The organism is Paenibacillus sp. FSL W8-0439 (assembly GCF_038008995.1).
GTDB lineage: Bacteria > Bacillota > Bacilli > Paenibacillales > Paenibacillaceae > Paenibacillus > Paenibacillus polymyxa.
The window spans coordinates 4635134-4661184 of sequence record NZ_JBBPAK010000001.1; the positions used below are offsets into that span (position 1 = coordinate 4635134).

The following is a 26051-nucleotide window of genomic DNA, read 5'->3' on the forward strand; positions in this document are numbered from 1 at the left end:
TACAATGTATTTTTTTTATGATTGCCCAGGTAATAAACCAAGGAATAATAGCTCAGATTATTGCATCACCGGCTCCACCACTACGGATGTATTCTCACTTTTCGCCAGCTTTCTTTTCTCCAGAGCAATCAAAATAAAGATAATAAGCAGCAAACCACTTAGTAAGACCAAAAAGCCTCCCAACTCGGGAATAAAATATTTTAAGCTCCCACCTTTGAAGCCCATACCTCTCAAAAACTTGAAATGCCAGGTCAATGGGAGAATGTTACTTACATATTGCAGCGATGGAGGCAGCATAGCCACGGGCAATTGAGCACCGCTCAGTAAAAACGAAGGCAGTATAATTAGCATGAGGCGTGAGGAAGCTTTTCCAGGATTCGCGGCATTCCACCCTAAAACCATCGCAAACAAACTCAACGTAATCGTGTATAGGAAAAATGGAATACTGAGCTGCCATACATTCGCTTCAAAGCGTAATCCCCCAATTTGCTTAAGTAAACCAATGGACAGGTAAAAGGACACACATCCTACTAACGCATACGGTAACACCCTAAGAATCAAGCTATACGAATGCTGAAGCTCCTCTTTTAATCTTCCTTGCTCCCGCAATCGCGGGACGATTGTCAGTACAGTAGCACCGATCAATGAAATCATGACCGTATTAATGAATCCCATAACCGAGGTCATCAAAGTAGCATTGGTAGGATTATATAACAGGCGCTGCTGAAGCAGCATATTAGAAGTAAGCCCTGTAACCTGGCTGTCACTCATTCCCATGCCCTTTAATCCACCACCAGCCAGCATCGCATTTTCCGTCGCCATAATCTCTGTGACTGCCGAGCGTAGATTTCCAGTAGCCTGACCTACCGTATTATCCACATAAAAACCGATGTTGCTCTGAACTCCTTTGATCCTATTTTCCTCCAACCCAGCTGGGAGGTAAATCACAGCAAAAAACTTTTCATTATATAAGAGTAAATTCGGATCGGCTTCATTCTCTTGCACATGGCGTACATCAATATACTGCGATGCATCTAATTTATTAATAAGCTGTCGGCTATAACTGCTATGATCTAAATCGACTACAGCTATAGAGGCATCGTTAAGCTGATTATTTTTAAAAACAAATCCAAAGGCTAGAGCTACTACGATAGGAACGAGCAGCATAACAAAAACCATCTTACCGCTGATCAACAGCTTCCATTCTTCTATAAACGCCTTCATTTCGTCACAACCTCTACCGTCATTCCAGGTAATAATTCAGATGTGCGCTGAACATCCACCCGTACTTGGAAGGAGCTTATATCCGACAGACCTTTGTCCCGACTCATTCTCATGTTGGTATACTGAGGAGCAGAAGTGATGTACCTCACCTTGCCTTGGACATCTTTATTTAAAGCTACAACGTGCGAAGTCACATTTCCCCCAGCTTTAAACTGTGACATGGAATCCTCACCCACATAAATATCGTAGTATAGCTGACTGGTTTCGATAACGGCGCCCGTTGCCCCCGTAGAAACGATCTCTCCCATTTTAGGTACAATACGCGACACCTTACCATCTGTGGATGCCTTCAGCACCATACGTCCCCGCTGTAATTCCAAAGTTTTGAGTTGAACACTTAATGCCTGCTTTTGTTGAGCCAGAAGATCCACATTGTATTCGCTATTCTTAACATCTTTTCGTGTTTGCGAGGTTTGAGTCAAGGCTTCCTTGGCTTTTTCTGTTTTGATACGAGCCTGCTGGCGTTCCTCAGCCGTTGCGCCAGCCTCCATTTTATCCAAAGCGGTTTGCTGCTGAGCGATCCCATTTCTAGCAATGTCCGATTGTTTGCTAGCCGCTGTAATCTGGTTATTAGAAATTTCAACCTGATCCTTAGCTGTATCCAACAAGATTTGGGCATTATCCAGTTGGTTTTTGGCGTTATCCAGTTCTGCTTTGGTTCCAGCTCCGGCATCATATAACGCTTTGATACGCTTGTAATTCACATTAGCCAAGTCCAGAGCCTGTTGTCTGGATGATACTGTTTTTTGCGCGATTTCTGCATTCCTTTTGGCTGTCTCTACTCCTGTCAGAGCTGCGTCCAACGATTGCTGTGCTGCTTCAATAGCCAGCTTTTGTCTTAGAATATCCTCCGCACGTGTTCCTTGATTTAATAAGGACTCTCCTGCTTGCGCGGCTTGAATGTCCAATTGTCCCTGTTTTTCTGAAGTTGAAATTTTCTCCGACTGATTTTGCAGCCCGTCTTTAGCCTGTTTTATTTTCACATCAACCTGTGCGATATCCGTTTTTAATTTCTCGATTTGCAAATCAAGGTCTACAGGATCAAGAGTCATGATTACATCCCCTTTTTTCACCTGTTGTTCTTCCTTCACCTCAATCGTGTTTACTCTTCCCCCTACACCCTGAAAAGCAACATTCACGGTATCTGCCGTAAGCAGTGTGTTTTTTTGTTGGGCTGCCATACTCACAGCATCCTTGCCGCTCATTGCCATCAGCGTACCTCCAGTACCTAATGCGACAACAAGTAGCACGTACACAATGATCTTTTTATTCATTGCAACAAACTCTCCTTCATGATGATTTAACCAATGGTAGTTAAAAAATAATAGACAAAAAACAAATAAGGAACCTGATAATACGACGTCTAACTATTTAAGCCGGGAAATTTGATCATTCCCGTTTTATCCGTTCAAGTCCTGAGGAAAGCTTATTTAATAACGTAGCAAATAGAACATGATCTTCCTTTGTAAATTCATTCATTAAATCCGAAAAAAGCTGGATGAACATCGGAATTTTTTCCGTCATTAACTGTTTTCCTTCGTCAGTCAAGGAGATCGCGGTCATACGTCGATCCGTCAGCGTACTTCTGCGGATGATGCCGTCCCGTTCCAGCTTATCAATTACGCTGGTTACTGTTGAACGAGTAACCCCTGAATATTCAGCCAGCTCTGATGGAGTCAATGCACGTTCATGTAAAAACAATGGCACTAAAATTTTCAGGTTGCCTACAGATAACCCATATTCCGAGAGTCTGGAAGACACTCCATTGTACACTTCATGTGCTGCCTGCACGAAAAGTACGAACGTATTCAACGATTGGGAGTCCACATTTGGAAACTTTTCAGTCAATAAATTTATTCTCTTGGGATCGGCATTGATTTTAAAATCAGAATTCAACGTGAAGCTCCCCCTCTATAATTAGTAACCATACTATACGTCGTCGAATAGTTATGAGTCAATACCTTTTTTTCGTTCACCTAAATAAAAAAGGTCTCCAAGCTCCATTCAAGGAGTCATGGAAACCTTCTGACGTTAGAAAAACCGCCCTTTTTTCAGTACTAGTGGAATGCCGCCAATGATGAACAGATAGCGTAGATCCACAATTTTTTTCAACTGTGCAGCCACCCAGCCTTTGATTTTTCGTTTACCTACTACGGCGACAGCTTCGCCTTTTCCAAGGGATGCAACCGTACCCTTGTTGGAGAATACGAACTTGTGAAGCTCCTTTTTGCGGAGCGTAGCGGCCAGATTCTTGGCACAAAGTACTCCTTGCTGCATTGCAATTTGGGCAGTCGGTGGATAAGGGCGGCCTTCCGGATTAAACATCAGGGAACTGTCCCCGATAATGAAAATATCATCATGACCCGGTGCACGCAGAAAATCGTCGATTTTCACCCTTCCGCGCATCACTTCGAATCCGGCTTTCTCGATCAATCCGTTTCCACGGATTCCACCTGTCCAGACGACCGTGCAGGCTTCAATTTTCTCACCCTCACCGACAATTACACCATCCTGCTGGCATTCCTTAATCGGGACTCCAATACGGAAGTTAACCCCTTTACGCTTGAGGACATCCATCGCGTACTCCACCAGCTCAGGATCAAACCCTGGTAATGCTGTAGGAGCTGCCTCGACGTTAATGATTTGAATTCGGTTAAAATCGATGTCGTAAGCTTTAGCCAGCTGTGGCAGACGATCTGCCAACTCCGCTACAAACTCAATGCCACTAAAACCAGCGCCCCCTACGACGAAATTTAGGCGACCTGGCTTACCGTCATTTTTATACAGGGCCAGCTGGTATTCAATATGCTCTCGAATCAGGCGCACAGAGTTAATACTGCGAATCGTCAGTGCGAATTGATCCATCCCTGGAATTCCGAATGTTTCCGGCTCGCCACCTAATCCGATGACCAAATAATCGTAGGATAGCGAGCCATCCTCCAGCACGACTTTTTTCTCATTTGGTATGATTTCCTTCACTGTTCCTTTGACTAAATCCACCTTGAACTCATCGATTAGCTGCGCAATCGGAATCCTCGAATGCTCAATCGTATCCGTGCCTGCCGCAGGCATGTGAAGATGTGTCGTAATATAGTGGTAATCATGACGGTTGATTAGCGTGACAGTTGCCTCATTGTGCTTGAGCTCCTTTTGCAATTGCTGAGCCGTCAATATACCGCCATATCCGGCGCCCACAATGACAATTTTGGGAATACTGCTCATGCTTCTACCCCTTCCGATATACATAATCATTCAATATTCACAGCTTTTCTCTTAACACGGTTAACTTATACTCACCGGAAAGTCTTCATCAAATATTAATCGCTTTAACTTTGCAAGAAGAACCCAGCAGTTTATAATGATAAGCAGTGAATCATACGTTCGGCGGCTATCTGAACCTCTATGCGGCTGATTCAATATCTACAATTCATACTATCCCTTTCGGAGGTGTTTTTAGAGTGACAGCTCAATCCACAGGTGCGGAGATCCGCGATCTGATCATAATTGGAGGCGGTCCAGCCGGTATTTTCGCCGCTTTTTACGGAGGAATGCGTCAGGCATCCGTCACCTTAATTGAAAGTATGCCCCAACTGGGCGGCCAGCTTGCAGCCCTTTATCCTGAAAAATATATTTATGACGTTGCTGGCTTTCCTAAAGTGACTGCACAGGAACTGGTCAACAATTTGGTTCAACAAATGAACCATTTTAATCCAGAGGTGCAGCTAGAAGAGAAAGTCGTATCGTTAGAGAAGAAAGAAGAACGCCACTTCATCGTCAAAACAGACAAAGGTGGCGAGTATCATGGTAAAGCGGTTATTATTACCGCTGGCGTGGGTGCTTTCGAGCCGCGCAGACTGGAGCTTCCAGGTGCCGATCGTTTTGAAAAAACGAACCTGCATTACTTTGTCAGCGACCTGAGCAAATTTGCAGGTCGTAAGGTGCTAATCAGTGGCGGCGGTGACTCTGCTGTAGACTGGGCCCTTATGCTGGAACCGATTGCAGAACAGGTTACATTGATTCACCGCCGTGACAAATTCCGCGCGCATGAACACAGTGTCGAGAACCTCCTCGCTTCCAAAGTAAACGTGATTACACCAACGGAAATTGCAGAATTGCATGGGGAAGATACGATTACAAAGGTCACTCTTGCTCATGTAAAAACCAAAGAAACTCAGGAAATCGAAGTGGACGATGTCATCGTTAACTTTGGATTTGTATCCACACTTGGTCCAATTGCTGAATGGGGAATTGAAATCGAAAGTAACTCCATCGTGGTCGATTCTCGTCAGGAGACGAATATTCCTGGCATTTTCGCTGCAGGAGACATCACTACCTATCCAGGCAAGCTCAAGCTGATCGCGGTTGGTTTTGGTGAAGCTCCTACAGCAGTCAACAACGCCAAGGTCTATGTAGATCCAGACGCCAAGTTATCTCCCGGACACAGCAGTAACATGAAATTGTAGTTAATTTAGACTATGACAAAAAAGGGTATTTTACTCCAGATTTGAACCTTTGGAGTGAAATACCCTTTTTCACGGTGTGCCTATTCGTTGCAGTGATTGTCCGTAAAGTCATCCGAACCCTGAATGACTTTACAGTCGCAGTACGAGAGCTTGTCCGGTCTAATGAAGGACTACGGCTGTATTCATCTCTAGATTTCTTTTGTGAATTTCAGCCAGCAACAGTGCAATGAAGTCACATTCAAGTTTAAGCTCGATTGCCATCTGATAGGAATCCAAAAGCATTTCATCCGTCAGCATAGCCATCCTCGACACAACCTTTCCTTTTATTTCAAAATCTATTCTATCAAAATACCAAAAACGGAACAAGCGTTCTATTATCCACAGTCAATTGTGGAAATCCTGTGTATAAATTGTTGGTAAGTGTCGTTAACCCTTATATGTGACAGGGGATAATGTGGACAATATTTATACACAGAATTTTGGCGATTAAACGCAAAAAATTTTTTTTTTATGTTTATACAAATATATTATATTTAGCATCTTGTTAATAGATTATAATGGAAACTTTTTGAAGAAAACCTGAAGTTATTGAGGTCTTGTGTTTACCTCTAAAATCCATACCCGTCCATTCCAATCAAGCCCGTAATCAAATCCCAGTTGTCCGATCCCGGGAAATCTTCTTTCAAGTATAGGAATACAGTGCTGTGTAAGTTCAACGATCTCCCGCCGCTTTCGTCTAGCTAGCCGTCGCGGATATATCATTCGAAGTGCCTCTGTTCCCTTCAGCAAAGTTCCTCCTTTGCACAGATTCGTTATGACCAGTCCGGGACGAGCATGACGCGCCACCACTGCACGAAACTCCCATTTTTCCCCTTCCTTTACGACTTTGACTCGATAGTCAACAGGTCTACCTTGGATACTTGCTAGTTGAATACCTTGCTGAATGAGATACGGACGTTGGATTCGGAGCTTACTGATTCCGGCCACAAGCGCTCTAAAATGGCTGAACCGATATGTTTGTTCCATACGCGTACAGGTGTAGCCGTTCCCCTCCTTTGCCACGCGCATGACTCCGACACCTCCGCCTCCTCTTACGGGTTTTATAAATACAAAAGCATGCCGCCGTAGCATTATGCGCAATTGTTCTTCACTATATAGACAGGTTTCCGGTATATAAACGGCGGTATGTGGATGATGGAGGAGCGCCTTCGTCTTTAGCCATTTGCTTGCAAGTTGTCTCATCTAATTCTCTCCTTTCGCCGTCAGCTATACTTATACATACTCAATAGAGGTGTGCTATTCTTGGGTGATTGTCAGGATCATGTGTCTATTTCGACAAGATCATGACGAACGGTAGCATGCACCGGACAACACTGGTACAATGACAATAATCTGAATACCATTTAGAACGGAGCAGTTGAATTTGCTGCAAATTGTTTCTTTCAACAAGGAGGTCAACTCATGAATAGCAAAATTGGCATCATGGACATTGGCTCAAACTCCATACGTCTCGTGATCTATGAAATGACAGAGACAGGTGCTTATCGAATTGTGCAGGAATGCAAAGAAGCTGCCCGACTGAGCGAAAAGGTTGGGGCCAACGGCCGTATGGAACGAGAAGCAATCCGCAGCATCGCTCCATTGCTACGCCAATTTATGGAAGTTTGCCGTATGCACGGGGTTGTTCGTATGCGTGCAGCAGCAACAGCGGCCATCCGCAATGCGGCCAATTCGGACGAAATTGTTCAATGGATTGCGGAAGAGACAAATTTAACATTGGAAATCCTGAGCGGGGAGCAAGAGGGCTATGCCGGTTTTCTAGGCGTAGTGAATACAATGCATGTGAGTGACGGCATTATTATTGACATCGGGGGCGGCAGTACCGAAATTACGCTGTTCCGGGATCGAACACGGCTGCATACAGTTTCATTTCCCTTTGGCGCAGTCAATATGAATTGGCGCTTTGGACGTGAGGTCAAGAATGGCGAATGGTCTCCTGGACAGATTGAAGAAATGGAGAGCTTTGTCCGTTCTTCACTGCAAAACCATGATTGGATCTTCTCCAATCCGGGTCTGCCGTTTATCGGGCTGGGTGGAACCCTCCGTACTTTGGCTAAAATCAATCAGAAACGGCAGGATTACTCGCTTCCTGTGACACACCATTACGAAATGACAATAGAAGATGTCGATTATTTTTATAGCAGTCTGCCTCATCTCCCCTATGAAAAACGCAAAAAAACAGCCGGCCTGTCCAAAGACAGAGCCGACATTATCGTACCGGGTCTCATTATATTGAAAACGATCTTTGAAGCTGCTCAAGGCTCCGCGTATTTGGTCAGTGGAGCGGGTCTGCGAGACGGCCTGTTTCATGAGCTAGTCAACGCTGAACAGCCTGTGGTGGCTAATCCGCTCATCGCGTCCATTCGCAATATCTTGTCGTTTGCTGTCCCGGTTAGCGAAGCGCATGTCAAGCGGGTTAACGAGTACGCCGTCCGGCTCTATGACACTTTAGCTGAAGGACCCTCAATCGCTATGGACAAACGCTTGTTACTGACCGCAGCAACTCTTTACAAAACAGGCGCAGCCTTGAATTACTATCACTTCCGCCAGCATTCCGTGTTCTGGATCTTGCACGCAGGCATTGGCGGCTTATCTCACCGGGAAACAGTGCTAGCCGCGCTGATCGCTGATTACCACCCCAAAAACCGGACCCCCCGCTTGCTGCGCACACATGCAGATATTTTGGAGCCTTCCGACGAAGAACGTGTACACCGGCTCGGCTCGCTGCTCCAGCTAGCAATCGGTATGGATCGTAGCGAATCCGGCATCATCTCCGGCATCCATCCCACGACAGGAGACGATGCGCTGCATATTCGCCTGGAAAGCAAGAGTGAACCGATTCTGGAGCAACGGGAGCTGGTGGCTGTCGCAAAAGATTTTCAAAAGGCCTGGAATCTTACGTTGTCGTGGTCCATTCTTCCTTCTTCCAGTTTTTAACCTTCATTGCTTCGAATTGGCTCCTGATGGGAGCCTCTTCGTTGTTTCTGGCTACAAATTGATAGCTGCCATTCGGCAGAAGCTGGCGTGCCTTTACATTATCCTTCAAGGATAAACGTAAAATATCCACTAGCATTTCTTTGATTCGGTCGTCATAAATTGGGCACATCAACTCAATCCGGCGAGTCAGATTGCGAGTCATCCAATCCGCGCTGGACAAGAATAGCTCCGAATGACCTGCATTTTCAAAGTAAAACAGTCTGGAATGCTCTAGGAAACGGTCGACAATACTGATAACCCGAATGTTCTCGCTAAAGCCCTCCACTCCAGGGCGTAAACAGCAGACCCCTCGAATGATTAAATCAATCTTCACACCTGCTTGAGAAGCCGCATATAGTTCATCAATCATTTCCTGATTGGATAAAGAATTAATTTTAGCAATAATACGGGCTGGCTTGCCTGCAAGTGCTTGCTCCGCTTCCCTGCGGATCAGGTCGAACAGCTTATTTTTCATTCCCGTCGGAGCTACGGTGAAAGCTTGCGGGGTCTTGAGCGCCGAGAAGCCCGTGATTTCATTAAACAGCTCAGAGGCATCCTCACCCAGCACCGGATCCGCTGTGAATAACCCGATATCCGTATATACACGTGCCGTGCTTTCATTATAGTTGCCAGTTCCTACATGCACGTATCGTTTGAGCACATTACGTTCATGACGTACTATTAGAATAATTTTGGCGTGTGTTTTCAAGCCGACCAACCCGTATACTACATGACAGCCAGCTTTTTCAAGCGTACGCGCCCAAGCAATATTACGTTCTTCGTCAAAACGCGCCTTCAGTTCGACCACTACGGTCACCTGCTTGCCCGATTCGGCTGCACGTGCCAGAGCCGGAATGAGCTTCGATTCTCCATTGACACGGTACAGGGTCATCTTAATGGCCATTACATCCGGGTCCTCTGATGCCTCAATGATAAAATCAGTTACCGCATCGAACGATTCATACGGATGGTACACGAGCACGTCCCGTTTGCGAAGTACGTTAAAGATATCCTCTTGCGGAGGCAGTTCTTCCGGATACAATGGTTTGATTGCCGGAAATTTCAGATGCGAATACCCCTCCAAATGATCGGCAAAAGACGACAAAAACGTCAGATCTAACGGCCCGTCGATCTCAAATACATGATCGAACAGCTTGAATTCGCGTTGAAGTTCCATCAGGGCAAAGGGATTAATCCCTTTTTCCACTTCCAGTCTGACCGGTGCTCCCCGCCGTCTTCGACGCAGTTCTTTTTCAATCTCTTCGAGCAAATCTTCGATCTCTTCTTCATTAATGGACAAATCAGAGTTACGCGTAACCCGAAAGGCATGAACCGCCTCGGGGATATATCCAGAAAACAACGTTTGTATATGATGCTTAATCAGTTCCTCAATTAAAATAAATGATTTCTTCTTGCTATTGGAACGTAACGGCACCGAAACGACACGCGGAATATTGGAAGGCACCTGCACAATGGCAAAAAGCGGCTTATCCTCCTCCGTATCTCCTGGACGTTTCAAGACAACTGCCAAATATACGTATTTATTATGAACCAGTGGAAAAGGACGGCTTTGATCGACCGCCATCGGTGTAAGCACCGGAAATATAATTTCATGAAAATATGCATCCAGCGACTTGCGCTGTGTCGTATTTAAGTCATTATATTCAAGCAGCAAAAGACCTTTTTTCGTCAATAGGCGAGAAATATCACGATAGGTCCGGTATTGCTCGGATACCATCGAGACGGTACGCTTGATCAGGCGCTTGTACAAACCGGAGGGGGTATATCCCGTAAAATCCTTTTGCATAAAACCAGCCTTGATCTTCTCGCGTGTCTCTGCAACACGAACAGCCATAAACTCATCCAAATTGCTGGACACAATTGCTAAGAATTTGGCTCTTTCCAGCAGCGGTGTATCTGCATCCTGAGCCTCCTGAAGCACACGACGATTAAATTCAATCCAGCTTAAATCTCGGTTAAAGTAACGTTCTGACCCGGCTTTATCCTTCTTCTGACTCTCTATCAACATATGGCCTCCATCAATTTCATGCAGTATAGTTACCCTTTATTGTACTATTAGATGAAACGCACTAGCATCACAGAAGTGTAAACGCAATGTAAAATGTGTGTAAACACACAATGGATGTTGAAAAGGTCAAACGGATGCTTTACAAAAATAGCATTAAGCGGTACAGTGTTTACGTCTGTTTCATAGAGTAGAATGACGAACCGTACCTTTTTCAGTTGATTAAGTTCATTATGATGTGTAATAACCACTTAGTAGCCACGTTCAATTGCTGATTTTCAAATGGCATGATATAGGGAGGATTTACATTATGGAACCCAAGAAAACGCCACGCGTACTGCAAAAAAACATCGAATTTTTTACCGCGGCGCTGTCTCAACACCTCGTTTCGGTCTGGCAAGAAGACCCTGCGGGCGTATACTGTGAGATAGGCTGTGGTTATATCGAATTGTTCAGTAGCGAGATGATTCGGGTGCGCAATCAGGATGGGACCCCAAGCCATTATGACCGCAATATCACCATGTTTCAGCTAATCACGAAGGATCAGCCGATATAATTATTATATGCTATGTCTGCGCTGTTCTTCCAGATTAGAATGGTTATATGTTTAATCTACCAATTTTCATATCTGTTGAATCTTGCAGTTTTCTCCGAAAAAGCGCCATAGAGCGCTTTTTTTGTCGACTTTTTTTGAACATCGTTTGGAAAAGCAGTATGATAAGAAAGCATATTACCTAAATTTAAAGGGGAATCAACCGATGGAGCATACAACATCAGATGGGCGCATCCTGGTCATGACCGCGGTTGAAGGCGAACGGGAGGCTGTGCTGCGCGGCCTGAAAGGCGACACTCGCTTTGTGGTCGAGCTGGCTGGTGTAGGCGCTCCGTCCGCAGCGGCTTCAACCGCGCTGGCACTGGCCACTGGCGGCTACCGTCTGGTCATTAGCGCTGGAATTGGAGGCGGCTTCGTGGAGGTCGCTGCACTGGAGAGCGTCGTCGTTGCTGACGCGATTATTGCCGCCGACTTAGGGGCAGAGACGGTAGAGGGCTTCAGCAGCGTGGACGAGCTGGGTTTTGGCTCCAGCCGCATTGCCGTGAACGCTGCCACCGCGCAGCGATTCGTTCAGGCGTTGCGTGACGCTGGCCAGACGGCCGTCGCCGGACCGATCCTGACCGTCTCGACGGCCACCGGCACAGCGGCTACAGCGGAACGCCTAGCCAAACGCGTTCCCGGCGCTGCTGCCGAAGCGATGGAGGGTTACGGAGTAGCCGTGGCGGCCAACAGGTTCGAGCTGCCGATGATGGAGATTCGCACGATTTCCAATGCTGTTGGTCCACGTGACCGTGCATCCTGGCGAATCAAAGAGGCTTTGCAAGCGCTGGAAGCCGCATTTTCTACATTAACGGAGGTTATATAGATGCAAATTGCTTTTTCACCTTGTCCTAACGACACTTTTGTCTTCCATGCCTTGGCGCATGGATTGATTCCGGGCGCACCCGCGCTGGACATTACATTCGCCGATATCGACATCACCAACAATCTGGCGATCACACCAGACGGACTTGATATCATGAAAATTTCGTACGCTGCACTTCCTTGGGTGCTGGATGAATACGCCCTGCTGCCTTGTGGTGGTGCACTGGGCCGGGGCTGTGGACCGCTCGTGCTGACTAAGGAAGGTTCCACCGTCGAAGGTCCGGAAGCCCTATCCGGCAAGCGTGTAGCTGTTCCAAGTGAACGTTCCACCGCTTATCTGCTGTTCCGTCTATGGGCGGCCAAGCATGTGCCTGGAGGTGTCGGCGAGATCGTCGTGATGCCGTTCGACCAAATTATGCCTGCTGTCCGTGACGGAGAGATAGATGCAGGATTGGTGATTCATGAAGCACGCTTCACATATCCGTCCTATGGACTTAGCAAGCAAGTTGACTTAGGGAACTGGTGGGAAGAAGATACAGGGCTGCCGATCCCGCTCGGAGCTATTATTGCCCGTCGTACGCTGGATCTGGATGCGATCACCAACTGGATACGTGCCTCTGTCGAATATGCCTGGAAACATCCCGAAGCTTCGCGTGAATATGTATTGTCTCATGCGCAAGAGCTATCACCCGATGTCGCCCAATCGCATATCGACCTGTACGTGAACGATTTTACCGCCAATTTGGGCGACAGCGGTTATGCCGCCATTGAAGCCTTACTCGGTCGCGCTGCGCAGGAAGGGCTGGTGCCTCCGTTTGATTTAGCCAAACTGCGCCTTACGTCCACAACAACACGTTAAAAGGTGCAGACATGCCATGCATGTTATCTCCTAAATAGAGCAGCTTAAGCATATAAAACCTCCCGAACGAGCACATTGCCTAGCCATGCGCCCCATTCGGGAGGTTTTATGATTTCATATTGCAAATTCTCATTGGGTCTCGCTTATTCTAGCTCTGTTCTTGCTCCACGACCTCGGTCTTAAACACGTTATCCAGTTTGGTACCCAATCGTTTGACCAGCGGCACCTTGATATCCCGACTCAGCTCTTTGAAAAAAGCGTCCATGTCACAATTAATCTTATCCAGCACGACCTTCACGGTGCCCTCTTCCAAAATCTGCTCATTCAGATCCTCAGGTACCGTAACCGAGATATCATACTTCTTGCATAACGTTTTAATGTAGCGGCTAAAGATTTCGATAAGCTCCTCATTGTTGAACTTCTCAACTGCAACTTGCCCTTTGTTCGTAAATTTCAAATTCACTCTCACGTTAGCATTTCCCCTTTTCCTTTTGACCATTTATTTTGGATAAACGTTGAACCATTCAGAGGCTCTTCAAAGAAAGGGCCTTACCGGTCGTTTTAGACTCTTGTCCTTTGATATACTAAGTATAACACATTAAGTCCGTTTTCATTTCCCAACTTGTCGTTTTATGATAAAAAATGATACATTTTGCGCATTTTCAGCATAATTTCTTTCTTTTCATGCCAATCATTAGGAATAGTTTATACACAAATACACAAGAAAACGCCTATCTCGCAAAAGAAAGACGTCTCCGTGTAGATGCTTAAGCAGTATGCATTTATAAAGGCTTCGTACATTCCCAACCGTGTGAACGATACTCACGCACAGCATCTCGTATATCCTCAATATCATCTGTATGCAGCAAAATCGCAGGTAGAATTACCCAGTACTCATTCTCCGCTAGATCAATAAATACGTCCTCGACATCATAATATTGCATATCGCCAAATGCCGTATCCCTGATTTTCTGTCCAACCAAAGGTGTAAAAGGGGAATCAAATGTTTTCATCACCTTCGTATATTCCTTCACACCCGTTGCCGAGATTTGCTGTGAAATAATGACACTCAATGGTGTTACCTCCCTGACCTAATAATGCTCATTATAACCTTCTCTCAGACCTTCTACAAAACCATGCGCGAAAAAAATCATAAAAATCAATAGGCCAATGCCAATGGCAACGGAGCTGATGACGATAATCAGGATGCCTTGCGTGTTTCTTTGTTCCATCTTTCTAGTCAAAATTCCGAAAACAAGACCTATAAGCCCAAACAAGCCTCCAATGACAAAAAAACTAAATACGAACCCCAAACCTGAAAAAATCCAACCAAATAGAGCGAGCACCCAGCCCTGCGGCTGCGGCTCACTCTGTTTCATCTGCCAGCGTTCCCTCGCTGTAGGTGTGTACCTGTCCATATCCTAGCTCCCCCACTCAATTTGTATACTTAAGACAAAAATCTGTAAAGTCCAGCATCGGATTAACGTTAGGTTCCTCCTATTGCTGACCAGTGAGCTTAAAAGTGCCGCCTTCCCGCTTACCAAGCGGATAATTTTGAACCGTCATTTCCACCTTCGTATTCTTATCCCATACCGGAAGCTTGTCAGATGTACTGTACTCCTTCATAGCTATGTCGATGACTTCCTCTGCCTTCTTCGTCAATGCAGCAGAAGACATATTATATTTGCCATAACCTTGATAAGCACCGCCAAAACCGAGATTAGGTTGGTTGTTCACATTCAGTAGCACACCCTTCAACTTGCCATCCTCTGCCACATCAAAAGTCACTTTTTCCAATACAAAATCATCTGTAACGACAGATGTCTGCTCTAACAGATGCGTTATGGATGACAGGTTGGCTGCTAATTTAACTTTTCCAAGTAGGGCCTCTGTATCATTTTGTTGCTTGGTTAAGGCTTGTGTTGTCTGTTTTAGCGATGCATTCGCTATAGTTAAAGAATTGACCTTCGTATTCAGATTATAATTCCATACCGCCAAGGCTATACAGCCTAGTACAGCTACTCCAGAAATGACCGTTGCTATAACTGCCAGCTTACGAATAGGCTGTGGTTGTGGCTCCACAGACTGAGTATGACCGCTTAACTCTCCCATACCAAACTTCCTCTCTATTTATATAGTCATATTTTACTATTCCCCTCTCTGATATTCTAGTATATTTTTCCTAATTCTATATTTTCTAAGCATTTGTACAGGAATTCGTTTCATTAGGCTTCGAGCTTTGGTTCGCTCGCTTTCCGGGAGAAGCTGTATTTACCAAATACACACTACCTGCAATCAGCACCAACCCCACTACAAATGTCAAAGTGAGGGACTCTCTGAGCATGACCATACTAAAGAGTGTGGATAGCACCGGAATCATAAACGTATATGAGCCGACGGTTCCTGCATCCCCATTGTCGATTAGCTTAAAATAAATCATCCAGCCCATCGCAATCACGAATACTGAAATAAACAATAGAATCGCGATAAAGGAGGCTGTCCAGTGGATATCGCTCCATTTCTCGGTCGTAAACCCAATCCCGTTGAGTATGATCCCTCCCAAAATGAGTTGCATCGTCACCGCCCAAATGGAGTCCAGTTGTTTACTTTTTTTCTTCATATAAATCGTTCCGAGCGCCCAGCACAGTCCCGAGGCTAGCCCCAACACAATGCCCAGCACAGACAAATGACCTGCCATTCCGCCTGAGCTAATCACGATCACTCCGCCAAAACCGAGTACCAGTCCAATGACCTTCAGAGGAAACATACGCTCTCCCAACCACAGCCAGGAGAATAATCCCAACAAGATCGGTTGAAGGAATACCAAAGTGGAAAATAACCCAGCAGGCAAATAACGCAGTCCTACCGTCTGCAAGCCATAGTAGCCTGCAATATTAAATATAGCCAGCACAAGATATGTCCACGCATTTTGTCTAAGGCGTAAGGTTTTCCGATTACGCATAGCGAACAACAGCAGAATCACACCACCCAGCAGCGTGCGGATTCCTGAAAAAAATATCGGCGGCGTATCTGGCAAGGCCAGCTTGGTCAACGGCCAGTTGATCCCCCATACCATCACTAATATCAAGACAAGCCACAACGTAGCTTTAGGCGTTAATTTTTTCATAGATGTCTCTCTCCTTAGAATTTCATTGCGCATTGCTTACGACTAAAATCTGAACAGCCGTTTGCAAAGTTTTGCTTTACTAGCTTATACTGTGGTCACTAATAAATAAAATGAATGTTTTCAATAAGGGAGATAACTTTTCACTTATGACTATTACTCAGATTATGATCTTTGTTCGCGTAGCTGAAACACTAAACTTTACCCAAACTGCCCATGAGCTGCATATGACGCAACCTGCGGTCAGCCATGCCATCGCCAGTATCGAGAACGAGCTCGATGTCCAGCTATTGCTGCGCGATCGAAAAAAAGGCGTGCTCCTGACAGATATTGGACACAAAGTACTACTGCAATTTCGCATGATGCTGCAAAGCATGGAAAAAGTGCAGCAGCAGGTGGCCGCTGAAAAAGGCTTGGATGTGGGTACGATCACGATTGGTGCCTTTCCTTCTGCCTCGGCCTATTTTCTGCCCCCGATTATTGATCATATTCGTCAGCACTATCCGAACCTTGTTTTCGATTTACACGAAGGTTCCACGAATGAAGTCAAGGAGTGGGTACATACCAGAGAAATTGAAGCGGGAATCATTCTATTGCCAGACCCTGAGGTAGATGTAATTCCTTTATGTCAGGATGACATGGTTATTCTCCTGCCTGACGGTCACCCTTTTCAATCGCGCGACAAAATCGCCATCCGAGACTTGAATCAACAGGAGATGATCTTTTGTAAAGGTGGACACGAGGTCGCCATTATGGAAGGTTTTGAACGTGAGCAGAGTCAGTTGCAGGCACAATTCATTACTCACAATATCAGCACCCTCGTCAGCATGGTCCGACAAGGACTAGGTATGGGCATTGTCTCTTCACTCGCCTTATCCACGTTCCCCCATGATCTGACCGTCAAGGAAACCACGCCTCTGATCACGCGTCAAATCGGTATCGCTATCCCCTCTCTACACAATGCTTCACTTGCTGTACAGTTATTTGTGCGTACTGCGCAGGAGCTGTTTACTGATTTGAAGCAATAGGGCATATGTGCAGAATTATCGAATCATCGAACAAGAGGAAAAGTTGCGTAAAGCAATGTAGCTAGTGATGTGAAGATCTTGGATGAGCTTATTCATAATAAGCTTATATTCGTGAATCACTTTGGACAGGTGTTGAACAATATAGATGGGGCATTGAAGATCATTTCAGGGCATTGTAGCACGGTAAAATTAGATTAATCGCGAATCCGCCTTGGATACCAAATCTGACTAAGGCAGGTAGACAGCCTCGGCAAGAATCTTCGTGATTAAATCAAGTGACACGGCGTAAGTGAAAGAGCGCTAGCCTTTTTAGGGATAGCGCTCTTCCTTTTTACAATCTTGTTAAATCACTTCTTGGTTGTGGCATCGTACAAACGCTGTAAAACAGTAACAGCTTCGGCCCGTGTGACCTGCGTTCTTGGGTGAAGGTATCCATTGTCAGCGGTAAAGACGCCCATCTTGGTAAGGGTGTAGAATGCTTCTGCCTTTTGATCCTGGAAATCTCCATCATAGGAGTACTCTTCTCCCGTTTGGTCGATGTACAGTACCGGATAGTAGGCAGAGAAATTGTCTTTATAATTTGCCTTACGAACTTTGATATCGTTGTACTGCGCAGCTGAGGAAATGACTTCGGCAATCTCAGGATGAAGAGTCTGATTAGTATAGTCTGTTCGAACAGAAGCAATCATCATCATATCCCATCGGGTCAGCGGTTTGTCGGGCTTGACATAGAATTGATAGTTTGGATATTTGGCCCCTATACTTTCAGCAAACAGCCACACATAATCCCCGTTGAATATGGCTGCAAAATCTTTATTCGCCCAGTGCTTGCGCGCATCCACAAACTCTGAAGATTTACCAGCTGAATAATTGATTTCTGGAAAAAGTTTATGAAACATATGGACAAATTCCGCTTTTGTTATGGTTTTGTCTGGCTTGAATGTCCCATCCTTATAGCCGCTGACAACACCTTTGTCGACCATCGAACGAATGGATTCGGCAGCCCATTCATATTTTGTACCGTCCACATCAGGAAACGTATTTGCCGCCAGTACGGATTGACTAAAAAACAGAACCATCGCAACCATAGGGGTAATGAGCCATTTCTTTTTCAACATCTTTTTTCCACTTCCTTTAGGTAAATTTACGTAGAAAATAGTTCTCTAGACTCAAAGTTATATCGGTACAAAAGAGCATCGCTTAACAGGTTGTAACGGGCTTAACTATCCTCTTTAAACAACACAAAAACGACCTTCGCAACGAGTAAAATTCGTCACAAAGGCCGTAATCCGTAATCTAAACGTGTATCTTTAGGAATATTTCAGTCCACCACTCGAAAAATTAACAAGGCTCTTCGCTTGGTTTCCCTGCATCTGTAGCTGTACGGAAGCTTGAACCGCAGCCGCATGTAGCTACAGCATTCGGATTATGAATCGTGAAACCGCCGGACATACCAGACTCTTCAAAGTCGATTTCCAGACCGTCCAGATAGCGGATACTATCCTTTTCCACGACTACTTTCATATCCTGTACATTCATATATATATCCTGATCCGTTTCGTTGTCGTCAAAGCCCATGGCGTACGAAAATCCGGTACATCCACCTGGCGTAACACCCAGACGTAAAAACATATTCGGCGTTTCCTGCTGCTCCAGCATTTCTTTCAGGCGTTCAGCAGCGGAATCGGTGATGTTAATCATAGCTCCATCCTCCTCTTTTACTTCATGCTCCCTTTCAGTATACTCTCTTATTTGCAGGTGCTCAAGTCATGGAATGTCCTTCCGTTACAGGCTTAAACACCTCTTTTTCTACTCGTTTGTATTGAACACCAGTGGTGTGAGGTTTATAATAGGTGAAGAGTGTGTTAAAGAAACTGTCGGAAATTTGTCATTTCAAAGGCGAAATTATGAGACATCCATCATTGTAGCCTGGCATTGTAACATTTTTCACATATCGTATATCCGCGCTGCCGGATTTTACCGACGGAACGGGACATCCTGTGCGCATCAAGCGCTTGTGCCGCTAATTCGGCGGACAGCCTCGCACAGAGCAACTTGAAGGAGGAATAGGCATGTCCACATTAGTTACACCTTTTACAGACCGCAGAATGGCGGAAATTGTAGAAAAGGTACAAAACGGGATTCGTTTGAACCTCGAAGATGGTATATATTTGTATGAAACTGACGATATTCTCACACTGGGCCAGTTGGCTAACGAAGCTAATTTACGCAAGAATGGTAAAAAGGTTTATTTTATCGAAAACATGAGCCTGTACTTCACCAATGTATGCGAAGCGCGCTGCGCGTTCTGCAATTTCCGCAAGGATCAGGGGGAGGAAGGCTCTTATACGTTGTCTGGGCAGGAAATGATTGATTATGTAGAGCAACATATCCATCCAGGCGTAAGAGAATTCCATATCGTCGGCGGTCATAATAATCATGTGCCTTTCCAGTACTATGTAGATTCATTGAAGGCACTGAATGAAAAGTATCCCAACGTTACACTGAAAGCATACACTGCAGCGGAAATTGACTTTTTTACACGCATAAGCGGTTTGAGTGTTAAAGAAGTTCTTCAAGAGCTGCAAAAGGCAGGACTTCAATCTCTGACTGGTGGTGGCGCGGAAATCTTATCTGATGAATATCGGAAGAAGATGCGTGTTACCAAAGCCAATGTGGACCGCTATCTTGAAGTACATCGTACGGCCCACAATCTCGGTATGAAAACTCATACGACGATGCTGTACGGTTCAGTCGAAACTTATCAGGATCGTATTGAGCACATGCTGCAAATTCGTGAATTGCAGGATGAAACAAATGGATTTATGGTATTTATCCCACTGTCCATGCAGCCGAAAAGCAAAAACGCCAACATCATGCGCCGCAACTCTGCTTACGAGGATCTCAAAACCATTGCGATCAGCCGTTTGATGCTGGACAATATCGACCATGTTAAAGCTTACTTCATTAATATTGGTCCGCAATTGACGCAGGTCGCTCTTACCTTTGGCGCATCTGATGTCCATGGCACGATTGTGCGCGAGCAGATCAGCCATGCCGCAGGTGCGTTGACTCCTGCCGGATTGACCCGCAAAGAGCTAATCTGGCTGGTCAAAGGTGCTGGACGCATACCTGTAGAACGTGACACCTTCTATAACGAAATCGAAGTTTTCGAATAAGTGTAACATCGGATTCAGATTTCCCGCGTGCATTTTATCCCCATTACTCACACCAAGCAGCCTCAAGCTGCCCCGGAACACGTCGGTCTGTCTGCTAAAGGCAGGCCCCTTTCCGGGCTTTACAACAACAAAACTTGTGCTAGATCGACAAGACACCAGACCATTTGCCGGGGACACGGTAACGAAAGGACGGCGGATTTTGATGAAAAATTTCGTTATTCTAGGGGGCGGCTATGGCGGCCTTACCATTGCCAAAGAATTGCTGGATAAACACATTCCCGACGATATTCAAGTTATTTTAGTGGATCGGATGCCCTTTCAGGGGCTGAAAACAGAATACTATGCCCTTGCGGCAGGTACCGTATCTGATTTTGATTTGCGGGTACACTTTCCGGATGAACAACGTCTTATTCGCAAATACGGAGAGGTCACTTCGATGGATCTTGAGAATAAAATGGTCCATTTTCAAGACGGTGAGCCTTTGCCCTATGACCAGCTTGTCATCGCGCTAGGTTGTACTGACCGCTTTCATAATACACCGGGAGCTGAAGAATACAGCTGTACGATCCAATCCTTTAATCATACCCGCCAAACGTATCTGCGCTTGAATGAAATCAAGCCTTATGGACATGTCCATATTGTAGGTGGCGGTCTAAGTGGGGTCGAGATTGCTGCGGAGTTACGTGAAAGCCGCGCGGATTTGAATATTACGATTATGGATCGGGGCGAGCGGGTGCTATCAGCATTTCCGCAGCGTTTGTCTGCGTATGTACATGCCTGGTTCAAGGAGCATCATGTGAACGCACTAAATCATGTTGCGGTTTCCCGCATTGAGCCAGGGGCTATTTACAACCGTGACGAGCAAATTATGACCGATGCGGTTGTATGGACAGCCGGGATTCAGCCCGTTAAAATTGTGCAGGATTTAGCAGTTCCTAAAGACCCTCAGGGTCGCATCGTGCTAAATGAATATTATCAAATACCGGATCATCCTGAAGTGTACGTTGTCGGAGACTGTGCGAGCCTTCCTTACTCTCCAAGCGCTCAGGCGGCAGAGGTGCAAGGTGAGCAGATTGCCCACATTGTACGCGACCTGTGGAAAGGACAAACGCCTCACCCGCATCCTTTAAAGCTACGTGGTACATTAGGTGCACTTGGCAAGAAGGCCGGGTTTGGTTATGGCTTTATGGGCAGTACCTCTTTGCGTGGACGAGTGCCGCGTCTGCTGAAGAGCGGTGTGCTCTGGAAGTCCAAACGCCATTTTGGCTAATTGGATATGCAACAACAAAGAAGACCTGCTTTCAGAGCAGGTCTTCTTTGTTGTTGCATCTATGAATAATACATATTTCCTACAAGAGGAAGCTGGCTTGCCGATGACTTCTATTTTTAATCCAAATCCAGGTTGTCCCATGCTTCGGCTTCTTTAATTTTGTTTAGAATCACTTCGTACAGAAGCTCTGCTGAATCTGCGGATACAATTTCACCATTAACCATCGCATAAGGCTCAGCGTTACACTGACCGCAATTGCTTAGGCAGCCGTATTCAATCACATCATAATCCGGGTTCTGTTCTAGTTTGGACATAATCTCATCGGTACCAAAATGCATATTACTGGTGCAAAATTCAATAATAGGTCTTAACATTTTTTTCACCTGCTTTGGATGACGGGCATTTTAATTTGGCCCGCTTTGTAATATAATAAATAAGGTATAGGAAAGGAGTTGAATTCTAATGAGCGAAGCACAAAGCGTTCAAATGTATGATGAAGTAGCAGACGTACTGGATAAGCTCCGTCCGTTCCTGCAACGCGATGGCGGTGACGTTGAGCTGGTTGACGTTGAAGATGGTATCGTTAAGCTGAAGCTGGTAGGCGCTTGCGGCAGTTGCCCAAGTTCTACAATTACGCTGAAGGCAGGGATTGAACGCGCTCTTCTCGAAGAAGTCGAAGGCGTCCAAGAAGTGGTACAAGTATTCTAATGCTTGATGCATAATGATCAGAGAGTCTTGACTTCGGTAACGAAGCTCAAGACTCTTTTTTGTGTTACAACGTCTAAAGGATCTCTCGATCTTATATGGTTGGCCGAATGGGGTCCAACCCTCCGGACACATCCATAATATTACCCGTTATAAAATCCGAATGCTCCTCACACAAATAGGCGATCACTCGCGCAATGTCCTCTCCGCTTCCTGGACGCCCACGCGGTGTCTCTGTATCCTGCATGCCGATGACATCGGCAATCGACTTTTCCTTGTTCGCTCCTCGGATATCCCCGGGACAGATCATATTGACCGTGATGCCATGGGGAGCTTCCTCTACAGCCAGTGACTTCGTAAAAGACACCAGCCCCACCTTAGCAGCTGCGTAGACGGCGCGATGCGGCCAAGCCCTTGCTTCTCCAGCATGACCAAAGCCAAAATGAATAATACGTCCCCATTGCTGGCTACGCATGTGCGGCAATACCAAATGATCCAGCAACATGGTACCGACCAGATTCCCCTGTATCATGGCATGAATCTCAGCCACACTGTAATCCGCAAACAGACGGCGTTCCCGGATGAACGGTCCAGCATTATTCACCATAATATCGACTCCGCCCAGCCGATCCTGCACTTCACCGATCAGCCTGGTGATATCTTCCTGAACCGAGATATCTGCTTGTAAAGACAGGCAGCGTACTCCCTTAGACTCAATTACCCGCTTAAGTGCTTCGGCTTCAGCCTGGCTATGGACATAATTCAGGGCAATGTCACAACCTTCATCAGCCAGACGCAGAGCGGTCATTTTACCTAAACCTTTGGCACTACCCGTTATGAGTGCGACTTTGTCTCTCAACAGTTTTCCTCCTCTTCACAGAGAACGGTCACCCCCAAGTATAAAATATTTAAGCAATCCCTACAACTCCAACCAAAAAGAAACCCCAGTCCTCTTGTTCAAGAGAAGCTGGGGTTTACGTTCAGCGCATTCTTAGTTTCTGCTTAAAATGCAGGGATAATTGCGCCTTGATATTTGTCTTCAATGAATTTTTTAGTTTCTGGAGATTGCAAAGCTTTAAGCAGTTTTTGGATCGCTTCGGAATCTTTATTATCAGGACGTGCTACCAGCACGTTAGCATATGGTGAATCTTTGTCTTCCAGTGCCAATGCATCCTTGGTCGGATTCAGCTTGGCTTCCAAAGCGTAGTTCGTGTTGATCAACGCAATATCCACTTCAGGCAACTGACGTGGCAGCATAGCTGCTTCCAGCTCCTTGAACTTCAGGTTTTTCTTATTTTCAGTAATATCTTTTACAGTAGCTTCAATGTTGCTAGCATCTTTCAGCTTGATCAGACCTTGTTTCTCCAACAGCAGCAATGCACGACCTCCATTGGTTGCATCGTTCGGAATGGCTACTGTTGCACCATCTGGAAGTTCATCAAGCTTTTTATATTTTTGGGAGTAGATACCGAATGGCTCCAGATGAACCGCGCCAACAGAAACCAGATCCATTTTACGCTCTTTGTTCATCACATTCAGGTAAGGTACATGTTGATAAAAGTTAGCATCCAGTTGCTTGTCAAACAATTGCACGTTCGGCTGTACATAGTCGTTAAACTGAACGACTTGAAGACGAACCCCTTCTTTTTCCAACTGAGGCTTGATTGCTTCCAAAATTTCCGCATGAGGCACAGGAGAAGCTCCAACTTTCAGTTCGACTTCACGGGGTGACCCGCCTGTATTTTCGGCCGCATTGTTTGTATCCGATGTTGTGCTCTTTGTACCGCAAGCAGCCAGTACCGCAATTAATGTCAAGCTCAATACAGCCAATACCCATTTCTTCATGTTGTTACCCCTCCAATAATTTGTAATATTCAGGATCAGACGTCCTGATCAATAAGGATATCTATATGTTTTCCCTATTTTCGAGTATAATGCCGCACGAGACGGTCTCCCGCCATTTGCAGCAATTGAACCAATACGACCATCAGCACGACCGCAACGATCATTACAGCCGTTTCGTAACGATAATAGCCGTAGTTGATAGCCAGTGTACCCAGTCCACCGCCCCCGATCATCCCGGACATTGCCGTGTAGGATACGAGTGTAACGACGGTAATGGTTAATGCGGCGAGCAGGCCCGGCAGTGCCTCACGTAACAGCACACGCCGGATAATTTGTCCTGTCGAAGCCCCCATCGCTTGTGCAGCTTCAATGACACCCTTGTCCACTTCACGCAGTGACGTTTCGACAAGACGTGCGAAGAAAGGAGCAGCCCCGATAACCAATGGCGGAATGGTTCCCAGCACCCCGGTCGAGGTACCTACCAACGATCGTGTAAAAGGAATAAGTGCGACGATCAAGATGATAAATGGTACGGAACGCAAAATGTTAACGACGAAAGATAATACAACGTATATCACCTTCATCAGAGTCAACGAGGAACGGCTTGCCAGAAACAACAATATACCGAGCGGCAAACCAATAACGAGGGTGAACAATGCAGATGCCCCGAGCATCTGAAGGGTTTCCAGAGTAGAATTCCCTAGCTCTTCCCAACTCACTTGCGAAAAATCAAGTTCGCTCATTGTCCGATCACCTCCACATCGAGTCCTTGCCCTGACACTTCGCGCAGCGTATGTTCTATATCTGAATGGTTTCCTTCAAAACGAACGATCAGCTGTCCATACGGTACGTTTTTAATCGTAGAGATGGTGCCCTGTAAGATTGCAAAATCAACACCTGTACTTCGAGTCGTACGCGATAGAATTGCATCATAAGTTTTACTGCCCAAGAAGGAGATACGTACCACCTGTGCCGATTCGCCGCTACCTGCTGCTGCAATCGCTGCTTGTAATTCCTCAGGATGTTCTGCCTCCCGCTGGATAAAATCCTTAGTCACCTGATGCTGTGGCTTCAAAAACGCTTCCGCCACCGGACCTTGCTCCACGATATCGCCCTCATGAATGACGCCAACTCGATCACATATACTTTGAATGACATGCATCTCATGAGTAATCAATACGATAGTCAAATTAAAGCGCTGGTTAATATCCAACAGCAATTTCAGGATAGACCCTGTCGTCTGCGGATCAAGCGCAGACGTCGCTTCGTCACACAGCAGCACATGCGGATCACTAGCCAGTGCCCGTGCAATCCCTACCCGCTGCTTCTGTCCACCTGAGAGCTGTGACGGATATTTTCCACTGTGTTCTTTCAGACCCACCAATTCCAGCAGCTCGCGAACTTTCTTGTCTAGCTCCTGCTTTGGGGTATTTACCAGCCGCAATGGAAATGCAATGTTGTCATACACTGTCGCCGAAGACAACAAATTAAAATGTTGAAAAATCATTCCGATTTTGCGACGTTGCTTCTGTAACTGGGCTTGACTCACAGTCACAAGGTTAACCCCATCTACCCATACTTCGCCTGAAGTAGGGCGTTCCAATAAATTAATACAGCGGATCAACGTACTTTTGCCCGCCCCGGAATGACCAATCACCCCGAATATTTCTCCACGCTTTATAGAAAGGTTCAACCCGGACAACGCATTAACGCGTCGGTTACCTTTACCATAATGCTTGGTTAATTGCTTAAGCTCTATCAACGTGCTGCGACCTCCTTCACTTCTTTCTTACCCTGTTAACCAGTTGTCATCTC

The 26051-nt window shown here is 45.8% G+C and carries 28 protein-coding genes; 9 read left to right on the plus strand and 19 right to left on the minus strand.

Annotation, left to right across the window (positions count from 1 at the left end):
* Positions 1-57: 57 nt before the first annotated feature.
* From MKX36_RS19945 to MKX36_RS19960, 4 genes are all read right to left on the minus strand, one after another.
* Complete coding sequence (locus MKX36_RS19945; RefSeq protein ID WP_025365754.1) at positions 58-1224, minus strand: ABC transporter permease; 1167 nt, start codon at positions 1222-1224, stop codon at positions 58-60.
* On the minus strand, positions 1221-2558 hold the full coding sequence (locus MKX36_RS19950) for an HlyD family secretion protein (RefSeq protein ID WP_290405105.1): 1338 nt from the start codon (positions 2556-2558) through the stop codon (positions 1221-1223). The genes MKX36_RS19945 and MKX36_RS19950 overlap by 4 nt, the downstream gene beginning before the upstream one ends.
* 115 nt (positions 2559-2673) lie before the next feature.
* Positions 2674-3180, minus strand: coding sequence for a MarR family winged helix-turn-helix transcriptional regulator (locus tag MKX36_RS19955; protein WP_031462160.1), 507 nt, complete (start codon positions 3178-3180; stop codon positions 2674-2676).
* Positions 3181-3315: 135 nt separating this feature from the next.
* Positions 3316-4506 carry an NAD(P)/FAD-dependent oxidoreductase gene (locus MKX36_RS19960; RefSeq protein WP_025365756.1) on the minus strand — a complete coding sequence of 397 codons (1191 nt, stop codon included), beginning with the start codon at positions 4504-4506 and terminating at the stop codon, positions 3316-3318.
* 236 nt (positions 4507-4742) lie between these two features.
* On the opposite strand from MKX36_RS19960, the gene MKX36_RS19965 reads away from it, so the two are divergent.
* A complete protein-coding gene (locus MKX36_RS19965; protein ID WP_016820026.1) occupies positions 4743-5747 on the plus strand; it encodes an NAD(P)/FAD-dependent oxidoreductase in 1005 nt (334 codons plus the stop codon).
* 159 nt (positions 5748-5906) lie between these two features.
* Here the strand turns inward: MKX36_RS19965 and MKX36_RS19970 are convergent, their stop codons facing one another.
* Positions 5907-6050 (minus strand): sporulation histidine kinase inhibitor Sda, encoded by a 144-nt coding sequence (locus MKX36_RS19970; RefSeq protein ID WP_007431918.1) that lies wholly within the window; start codon positions 6048-6050, stop codon positions 5907-5909.
* A 282-nt stretch (positions 6051-6332) separates the two neighbouring features.
* Positions 6333-6989: a YheC/YheD family protein gene (locus MKX36_RS19975; protein WP_016820025.1), complete on the minus strand. Its 657-nt coding sequence runs from the start codon at positions 6987-6989 to the stop codon at positions 6333-6335.
* 219 nt (positions 6990-7208) lie between these two features.
* Between MKX36_RS19975 and MKX36_RS19980 the strand changes: the two genes are divergently transcribed.
* Positions 7209-8744: a Ppx/GppA phosphatase family protein gene (locus MKX36_RS19980; protein ID WP_340865436.1), complete on the plus strand. Its 1536-nt coding sequence runs from the start codon at positions 7209-7211 to the stop codon at positions 8742-8744.
* Here MKX36_RS19980 and ppk1 read toward each other — a convergent pair.
* A complete protein-coding gene (gene ppk1, locus MKX36_RS19985) occupies positions 8704-10812 on the minus strand; it encodes a polyphosphate kinase 1 (RefSeq protein ID WP_016820023.1) in 2109 nt (702 codons plus the stop codon). The genes MKX36_RS19980 and ppk1 overlap by 41 nt on opposite strands.
* Before the next feature lie 307 nt (positions 10813-11119).
* On the opposite strand from ppk1, the gene MKX36_RS19990 reads away from it, so the two are divergent.
* The 3 genes from MKX36_RS19990 (at position 11120) to MKX36_RS20000 (ending at position 13085) form a co-directional block, all read left to right on the plus strand.
* Complete coding sequence (locus MKX36_RS19990; protein ID WP_016820022.1) at positions 11120-11365, plus strand: hypothetical protein; 246 nt, start codon at positions 11120-11122, stop codon at positions 11363-11365.
* A gap of 202 nt (positions 11366-11567) precedes the next feature.
* Positions 11568-12227, plus strand: a complete 660-nt coding sequence (locus MKX36_RS19995) for a futalosine hydrolase (protein ID WP_340866132.1) — start codon at positions 11568-11570, stop codon at positions 12225-12227.
* Positions 12228-13085: a 1,4-dihydroxy-6-naphthoate synthase gene (locus MKX36_RS20000; protein WP_123797615.1), complete on the plus strand. Its 858-nt coding sequence runs from the start codon at positions 12228-12230 to the stop codon at positions 13083-13085.
* A 148-nt stretch (positions 13086-13233) separates the two neighbouring features.
* Here MKX36_RS20000 and MKX36_RS20005 read toward each other — a convergent pair whose 3' ends face one another.
* From MKX36_RS20005 to MKX36_RS20025, 5 genes are all read right to left on the minus strand, one after another.
* Positions 13234-13554, minus strand: coding sequence for a hypothetical protein (locus MKX36_RS20005; RefSeq protein WP_013372898.1), 321 nt, complete (start codon positions 13552-13554; stop codon positions 13234-13236).
* Positions 13555-13867: 313 nt separating this feature from the next.
* Positions 13868-14158, minus strand: coding sequence for a hypothetical protein (locus tag MKX36_RS20010; RefSeq protein ID WP_019688524.1), 291 nt, complete (start codon positions 14156-14158; stop codon positions 13868-13870).
* An 18-nt stretch (positions 14159-14176) separates the two neighbouring features.
* Positions 14177-14503 (minus strand): hypothetical protein, encoded by a 327-nt coding sequence (locus MKX36_RS20015; RefSeq protein WP_016820018.1) that lies wholly within the window; start codon positions 14501-14503, stop codon positions 14177-14179.
* Between the two features lie 79 nt (positions 14504-14582).
* Entirely contained in the window at positions 14583-15197 is a 615-nt protein-coding gene (locus tag MKX36_RS20020; RefSeq protein ID WP_340865441.1) for a hypothetical protein, read from the minus strand.
* Between the two features lie 85 nt (positions 15198-15282).
* Positions 15283-16212 carry a DMT family transporter gene (locus tag MKX36_RS20025; RefSeq protein WP_340865442.1) on the minus strand — a complete coding sequence of 310 codons (930 nt, stop codon included), beginning with the start codon at positions 16210-16212 and terminating at the stop codon, positions 15283-15285.
* Positions 16213-16358: 146 nt separating this feature from the next.
* On the opposite strand from MKX36_RS20025, the gene MKX36_RS20030 reads away from it, so the two are divergent.
* Positions 16359-17237: a LysR family transcriptional regulator gene (locus MKX36_RS20030; protein WP_025365762.1), complete on the plus strand. Its 879-nt coding sequence runs from the start codon at positions 16359-16361 to the stop codon at positions 17235-17237.
* A 347-nt stretch (positions 17238-17584) separates the two neighbouring features.
* On the opposite strand, the gene MKX36_RS20035 is transcribed toward MKX36_RS20030, so the two are convergent.
* Both MKX36_RS20035 and MKX36_RS20040 read right to left on the minus strand, forming a co-directional pair.
* Positions 17585-18355 (minus strand): S-layer homology domain-containing protein, encoded by a 771-nt coding sequence (locus MKX36_RS20035; protein WP_031462164.1) that lies wholly within the window; start codon positions 18353-18355, stop codon positions 17585-17587.
* 223 nt (positions 18356-18578) lie between these two features.
* A complete protein-coding gene (locus MKX36_RS20040; protein WP_016820013.1) occupies positions 18579-18938 on the minus strand; it encodes a HesB/IscA family protein in 360 nt (119 codons plus the stop codon).
* Positions 18939-19309: 371 nt separating this feature from the next.
* Between MKX36_RS20040 and mqnE the strand changes: the two genes are divergently transcribed.
* Together mqnE and MKX36_RS20050 are read left to right on the plus strand one after the other, a co-directional pair.
* Positions 19310-20416 (plus strand): aminofutalosine synthase MqnE, encoded by a 1107-nt coding sequence (gene mqnE / locus MKX36_RS20045; protein WP_016820012.1) that lies wholly within the window; start codon positions 19310-19312, stop codon positions 20414-20416.
* A 202-nt stretch (positions 20417-20618) separates the two neighbouring features.
* Positions 20619-21686, plus strand: coding sequence for an NAD(P)/FAD-dependent oxidoreductase (locus tag MKX36_RS20050; protein WP_340865443.1), 1068 nt, complete (start codon positions 20619-20621; stop codon positions 21684-21686).
* A 116-nt stretch (positions 21687-21802) separates the two neighbouring features.
* On the opposite strand, the gene MKX36_RS20055 is transcribed toward MKX36_RS20050, so the two are convergent.
* Positions 21803-22060, minus strand: a complete 258-nt coding sequence (locus MKX36_RS20055; RefSeq protein WP_016820010.1) for a YuzB family protein — start codon at positions 22058-22060, stop codon at positions 21803-21805.
* 88 nt (positions 22061-22148) lie between these two features.
* On the opposite strand from MKX36_RS20055, the gene MKX36_RS20060 reads away from it, so the two are divergent.
* The gene (locus MKX36_RS20060; RefSeq protein ID WP_013372910.1) at positions 22149-22394 is read left to right on the plus strand and encodes a NifU family protein; all 246 of its coding nucleotides are present in this window, start codon (positions 22149-22151) and stop codon (positions 22392-22394) included.
* 91 nt (positions 22395-22485) lie between these two features.
* Here MKX36_RS20060 and MKX36_RS20065 read toward each other — a convergent pair whose 3' ends face one another.
* The 4 genes from MKX36_RS20065 to MKX36_RS20080 all read right to left on the minus strand — a co-directional run bounded on the left by MKX36_RS20065 (position 22486) and on the right by MKX36_RS20080 (position 25998).
* Positions 22486-23250, minus strand: coding sequence for an SDR family oxidoreductase (locus tag MKX36_RS20065; RefSeq protein WP_016820009.1), 765 nt, complete (start codon positions 23248-23250; stop codon positions 22486-22488).
* 143 nt (positions 23251-23393) lie between these two features.
* Positions 23394-24236, minus strand: coding sequence for a MetQ/NlpA family ABC transporter substrate-binding protein (locus MKX36_RS20070; RefSeq protein WP_016820008.1), 843 nt, complete (start codon positions 24234-24236; stop codon positions 23394-23396).
* A 74-nt stretch (positions 24237-24310) separates the two neighbouring features.
* Positions 24311-24979, minus strand: coding sequence for a methionine ABC transporter permease (locus tag MKX36_RS20075; protein WP_016820007.1), 669 nt, complete (start codon positions 24977-24979; stop codon positions 24311-24313).
* The gene (locus tag MKX36_RS20080) at positions 24976-25998 is read right to left on the minus strand and encodes a methionine ABC transporter ATP-binding protein (RefSeq protein WP_340865447.1); all 1023 of its coding nucleotides are present in this window, start codon (positions 25996-25998) and stop codon (positions 24976-24978) included. Before MKX36_RS20080 ends, MKX36_RS20075 begins: the two co-directional genes overlap by 4 nt.
* Between the last annotated feature and the right edge of the window lie 53 nt (positions 25999-26051).

Excerpts from the sequence above, each read along its gene's own strand:
- MKX36_RS19945 (WP_025365754.1), bottom strand. The coding sequence starts at position 1,224 with ATGAAGGCGTTTATAGAAGAATGGAAGCTGTTGATCAGCGGTAAGATG.
- MKX36_RS19950 (WP_290405105.1), bottom strand. The coding sequence starts at position 2,558 with ATGAATAAAAAGATCATTGTGTACGTGCTACTTGTTGTCGCATTAGGT.
- MKX36_RS19960 (WP_025365756.1), bottom strand. The coding sequence starts at position 4,506 with ATGAGCAGTATTCCCAAAATTGTCATTGTGGGCGCCGGATATGGCGGT.
- MKX36_RS19970 (WP_007431918.1), bottom strand. The coding sequence starts at position 6,050 with ATGGCTATGCTGACGGATGAAATGCTTTTGGATTCCTATCAGATGGCA.
- MKX36_RS19975 (WP_016820025.1), bottom strand. The coding sequence starts at position 6,989 with ATGAGACAACTTGCAAGCAAATGGCTAAAGACGAAGGCGCTCCTCCAT.
- MKX36_RS19980 (WP_340865436.1), top strand. The coding sequence starts at position 7,209 with ATGAATAGCAAAATTGGCATCATGGACATTGGCTCAAACTCCATACGT.
- ppk1 (WP_016820023.1), bottom strand. The coding sequence starts at position 10,812 with ATGTTGATAGAGAGTCAGAAGAAGGATAAAGCCGGGTCAGAACGTTAC.
- MKX36_RS19990 (WP_016820022.1), top strand. The coding sequence starts at position 11,120 with ATGGAACCCAAGAAAACGCCACGCGTACTGCAAAAAAACATCGAATTT.
- MKX36_RS19995 (WP_340866132.1), top strand. The coding sequence starts at position 11,568 with ATGGAGCATACAACATCAGATGGGCGCATCCTGGTCATGACCGCGGTT.
- MKX36_RS20000 (WP_123797615.1), top strand. The coding sequence starts at position 12,228 with ATGCAAATTGCTTTTTCACCTTGTCCTAACGACACTTTTGTCTTCCAT.
- MKX36_RS20015 (WP_016820018.1), bottom strand. The coding sequence starts at position 14,503 with ATGGACAGGTACACACCTACAGCGAGGGAACGCTGGCAGATGAAACAG.
- MKX36_RS20020 (WP_340865441.1), bottom strand. The coding sequence starts at position 15,197 with ATGGGAGAGTTAAGCGGTCATACTCAGTCTGTGGAGCCACAACCACAG.
- MKX36_RS20025 (WP_340865442.1), bottom strand. The coding sequence starts at position 16,212 with ATGAAAAAATTAACGCCTAAAGCTACGTTGTGGCTTGTCTTGATATTA.
- MKX36_RS20030 (WP_025365762.1), top strand. The coding sequence starts at position 16,359 with ATGACTATTACTCAGATTATGATCTTTGTTCGCGTAGCTGAAACACTA.
- MKX36_RS20035 (WP_031462164.1), bottom strand. The coding sequence starts at position 18,355 with ATGTTGAAAAAGAAATGGCTCATTACCCCTATGGTTGCGATGGTTCTG.
- MKX36_RS20040 (WP_016820013.1), bottom strand. The coding sequence starts at position 18,938 with ATGATTAACATCACCGATTCCGCTGCTGAACGCCTGAAAGAAATGCTG.
- mqnE (WP_016820012.1), top strand. The coding sequence starts at position 19,310 with ATGTCCACATTAGTTACACCTTTTACAGACCGCAGAATGGCGGAAATT.
- MKX36_RS20050 (WP_340865443.1), top strand. The coding sequence starts at position 20,619 with ATGAAAAATTTCGTTATTCTAGGGGGCGGCTATGGCGGCCTTACCATT.
- MKX36_RS20055 (WP_016820010.1), bottom strand. The coding sequence starts at position 22,060 with ATGTTAAGACCTATTATTGAATTTTGCACCAGTAATATGCATTTTGGT.
- MKX36_RS20060 (WP_013372910.1), top strand. The coding sequence starts at position 22,149 with ATGAGCGAAGCACAAAGCGTTCAAATGTATGATGAAGTAGCAGACGTA.
- MKX36_RS20070 (WP_016820008.1), bottom strand. The coding sequence starts at position 24,236 with ATGAAGAAATGGGTATTGGCTGTATTGAGCTTGACATTAATTGCGGTA.
- MKX36_RS20075 (WP_016820007.1), bottom strand. The coding sequence starts at position 24,979 with ATGAGCGAACTTGATTTTTCGCAAGTGAGTTGGGAAGAGCTAGGGAAT.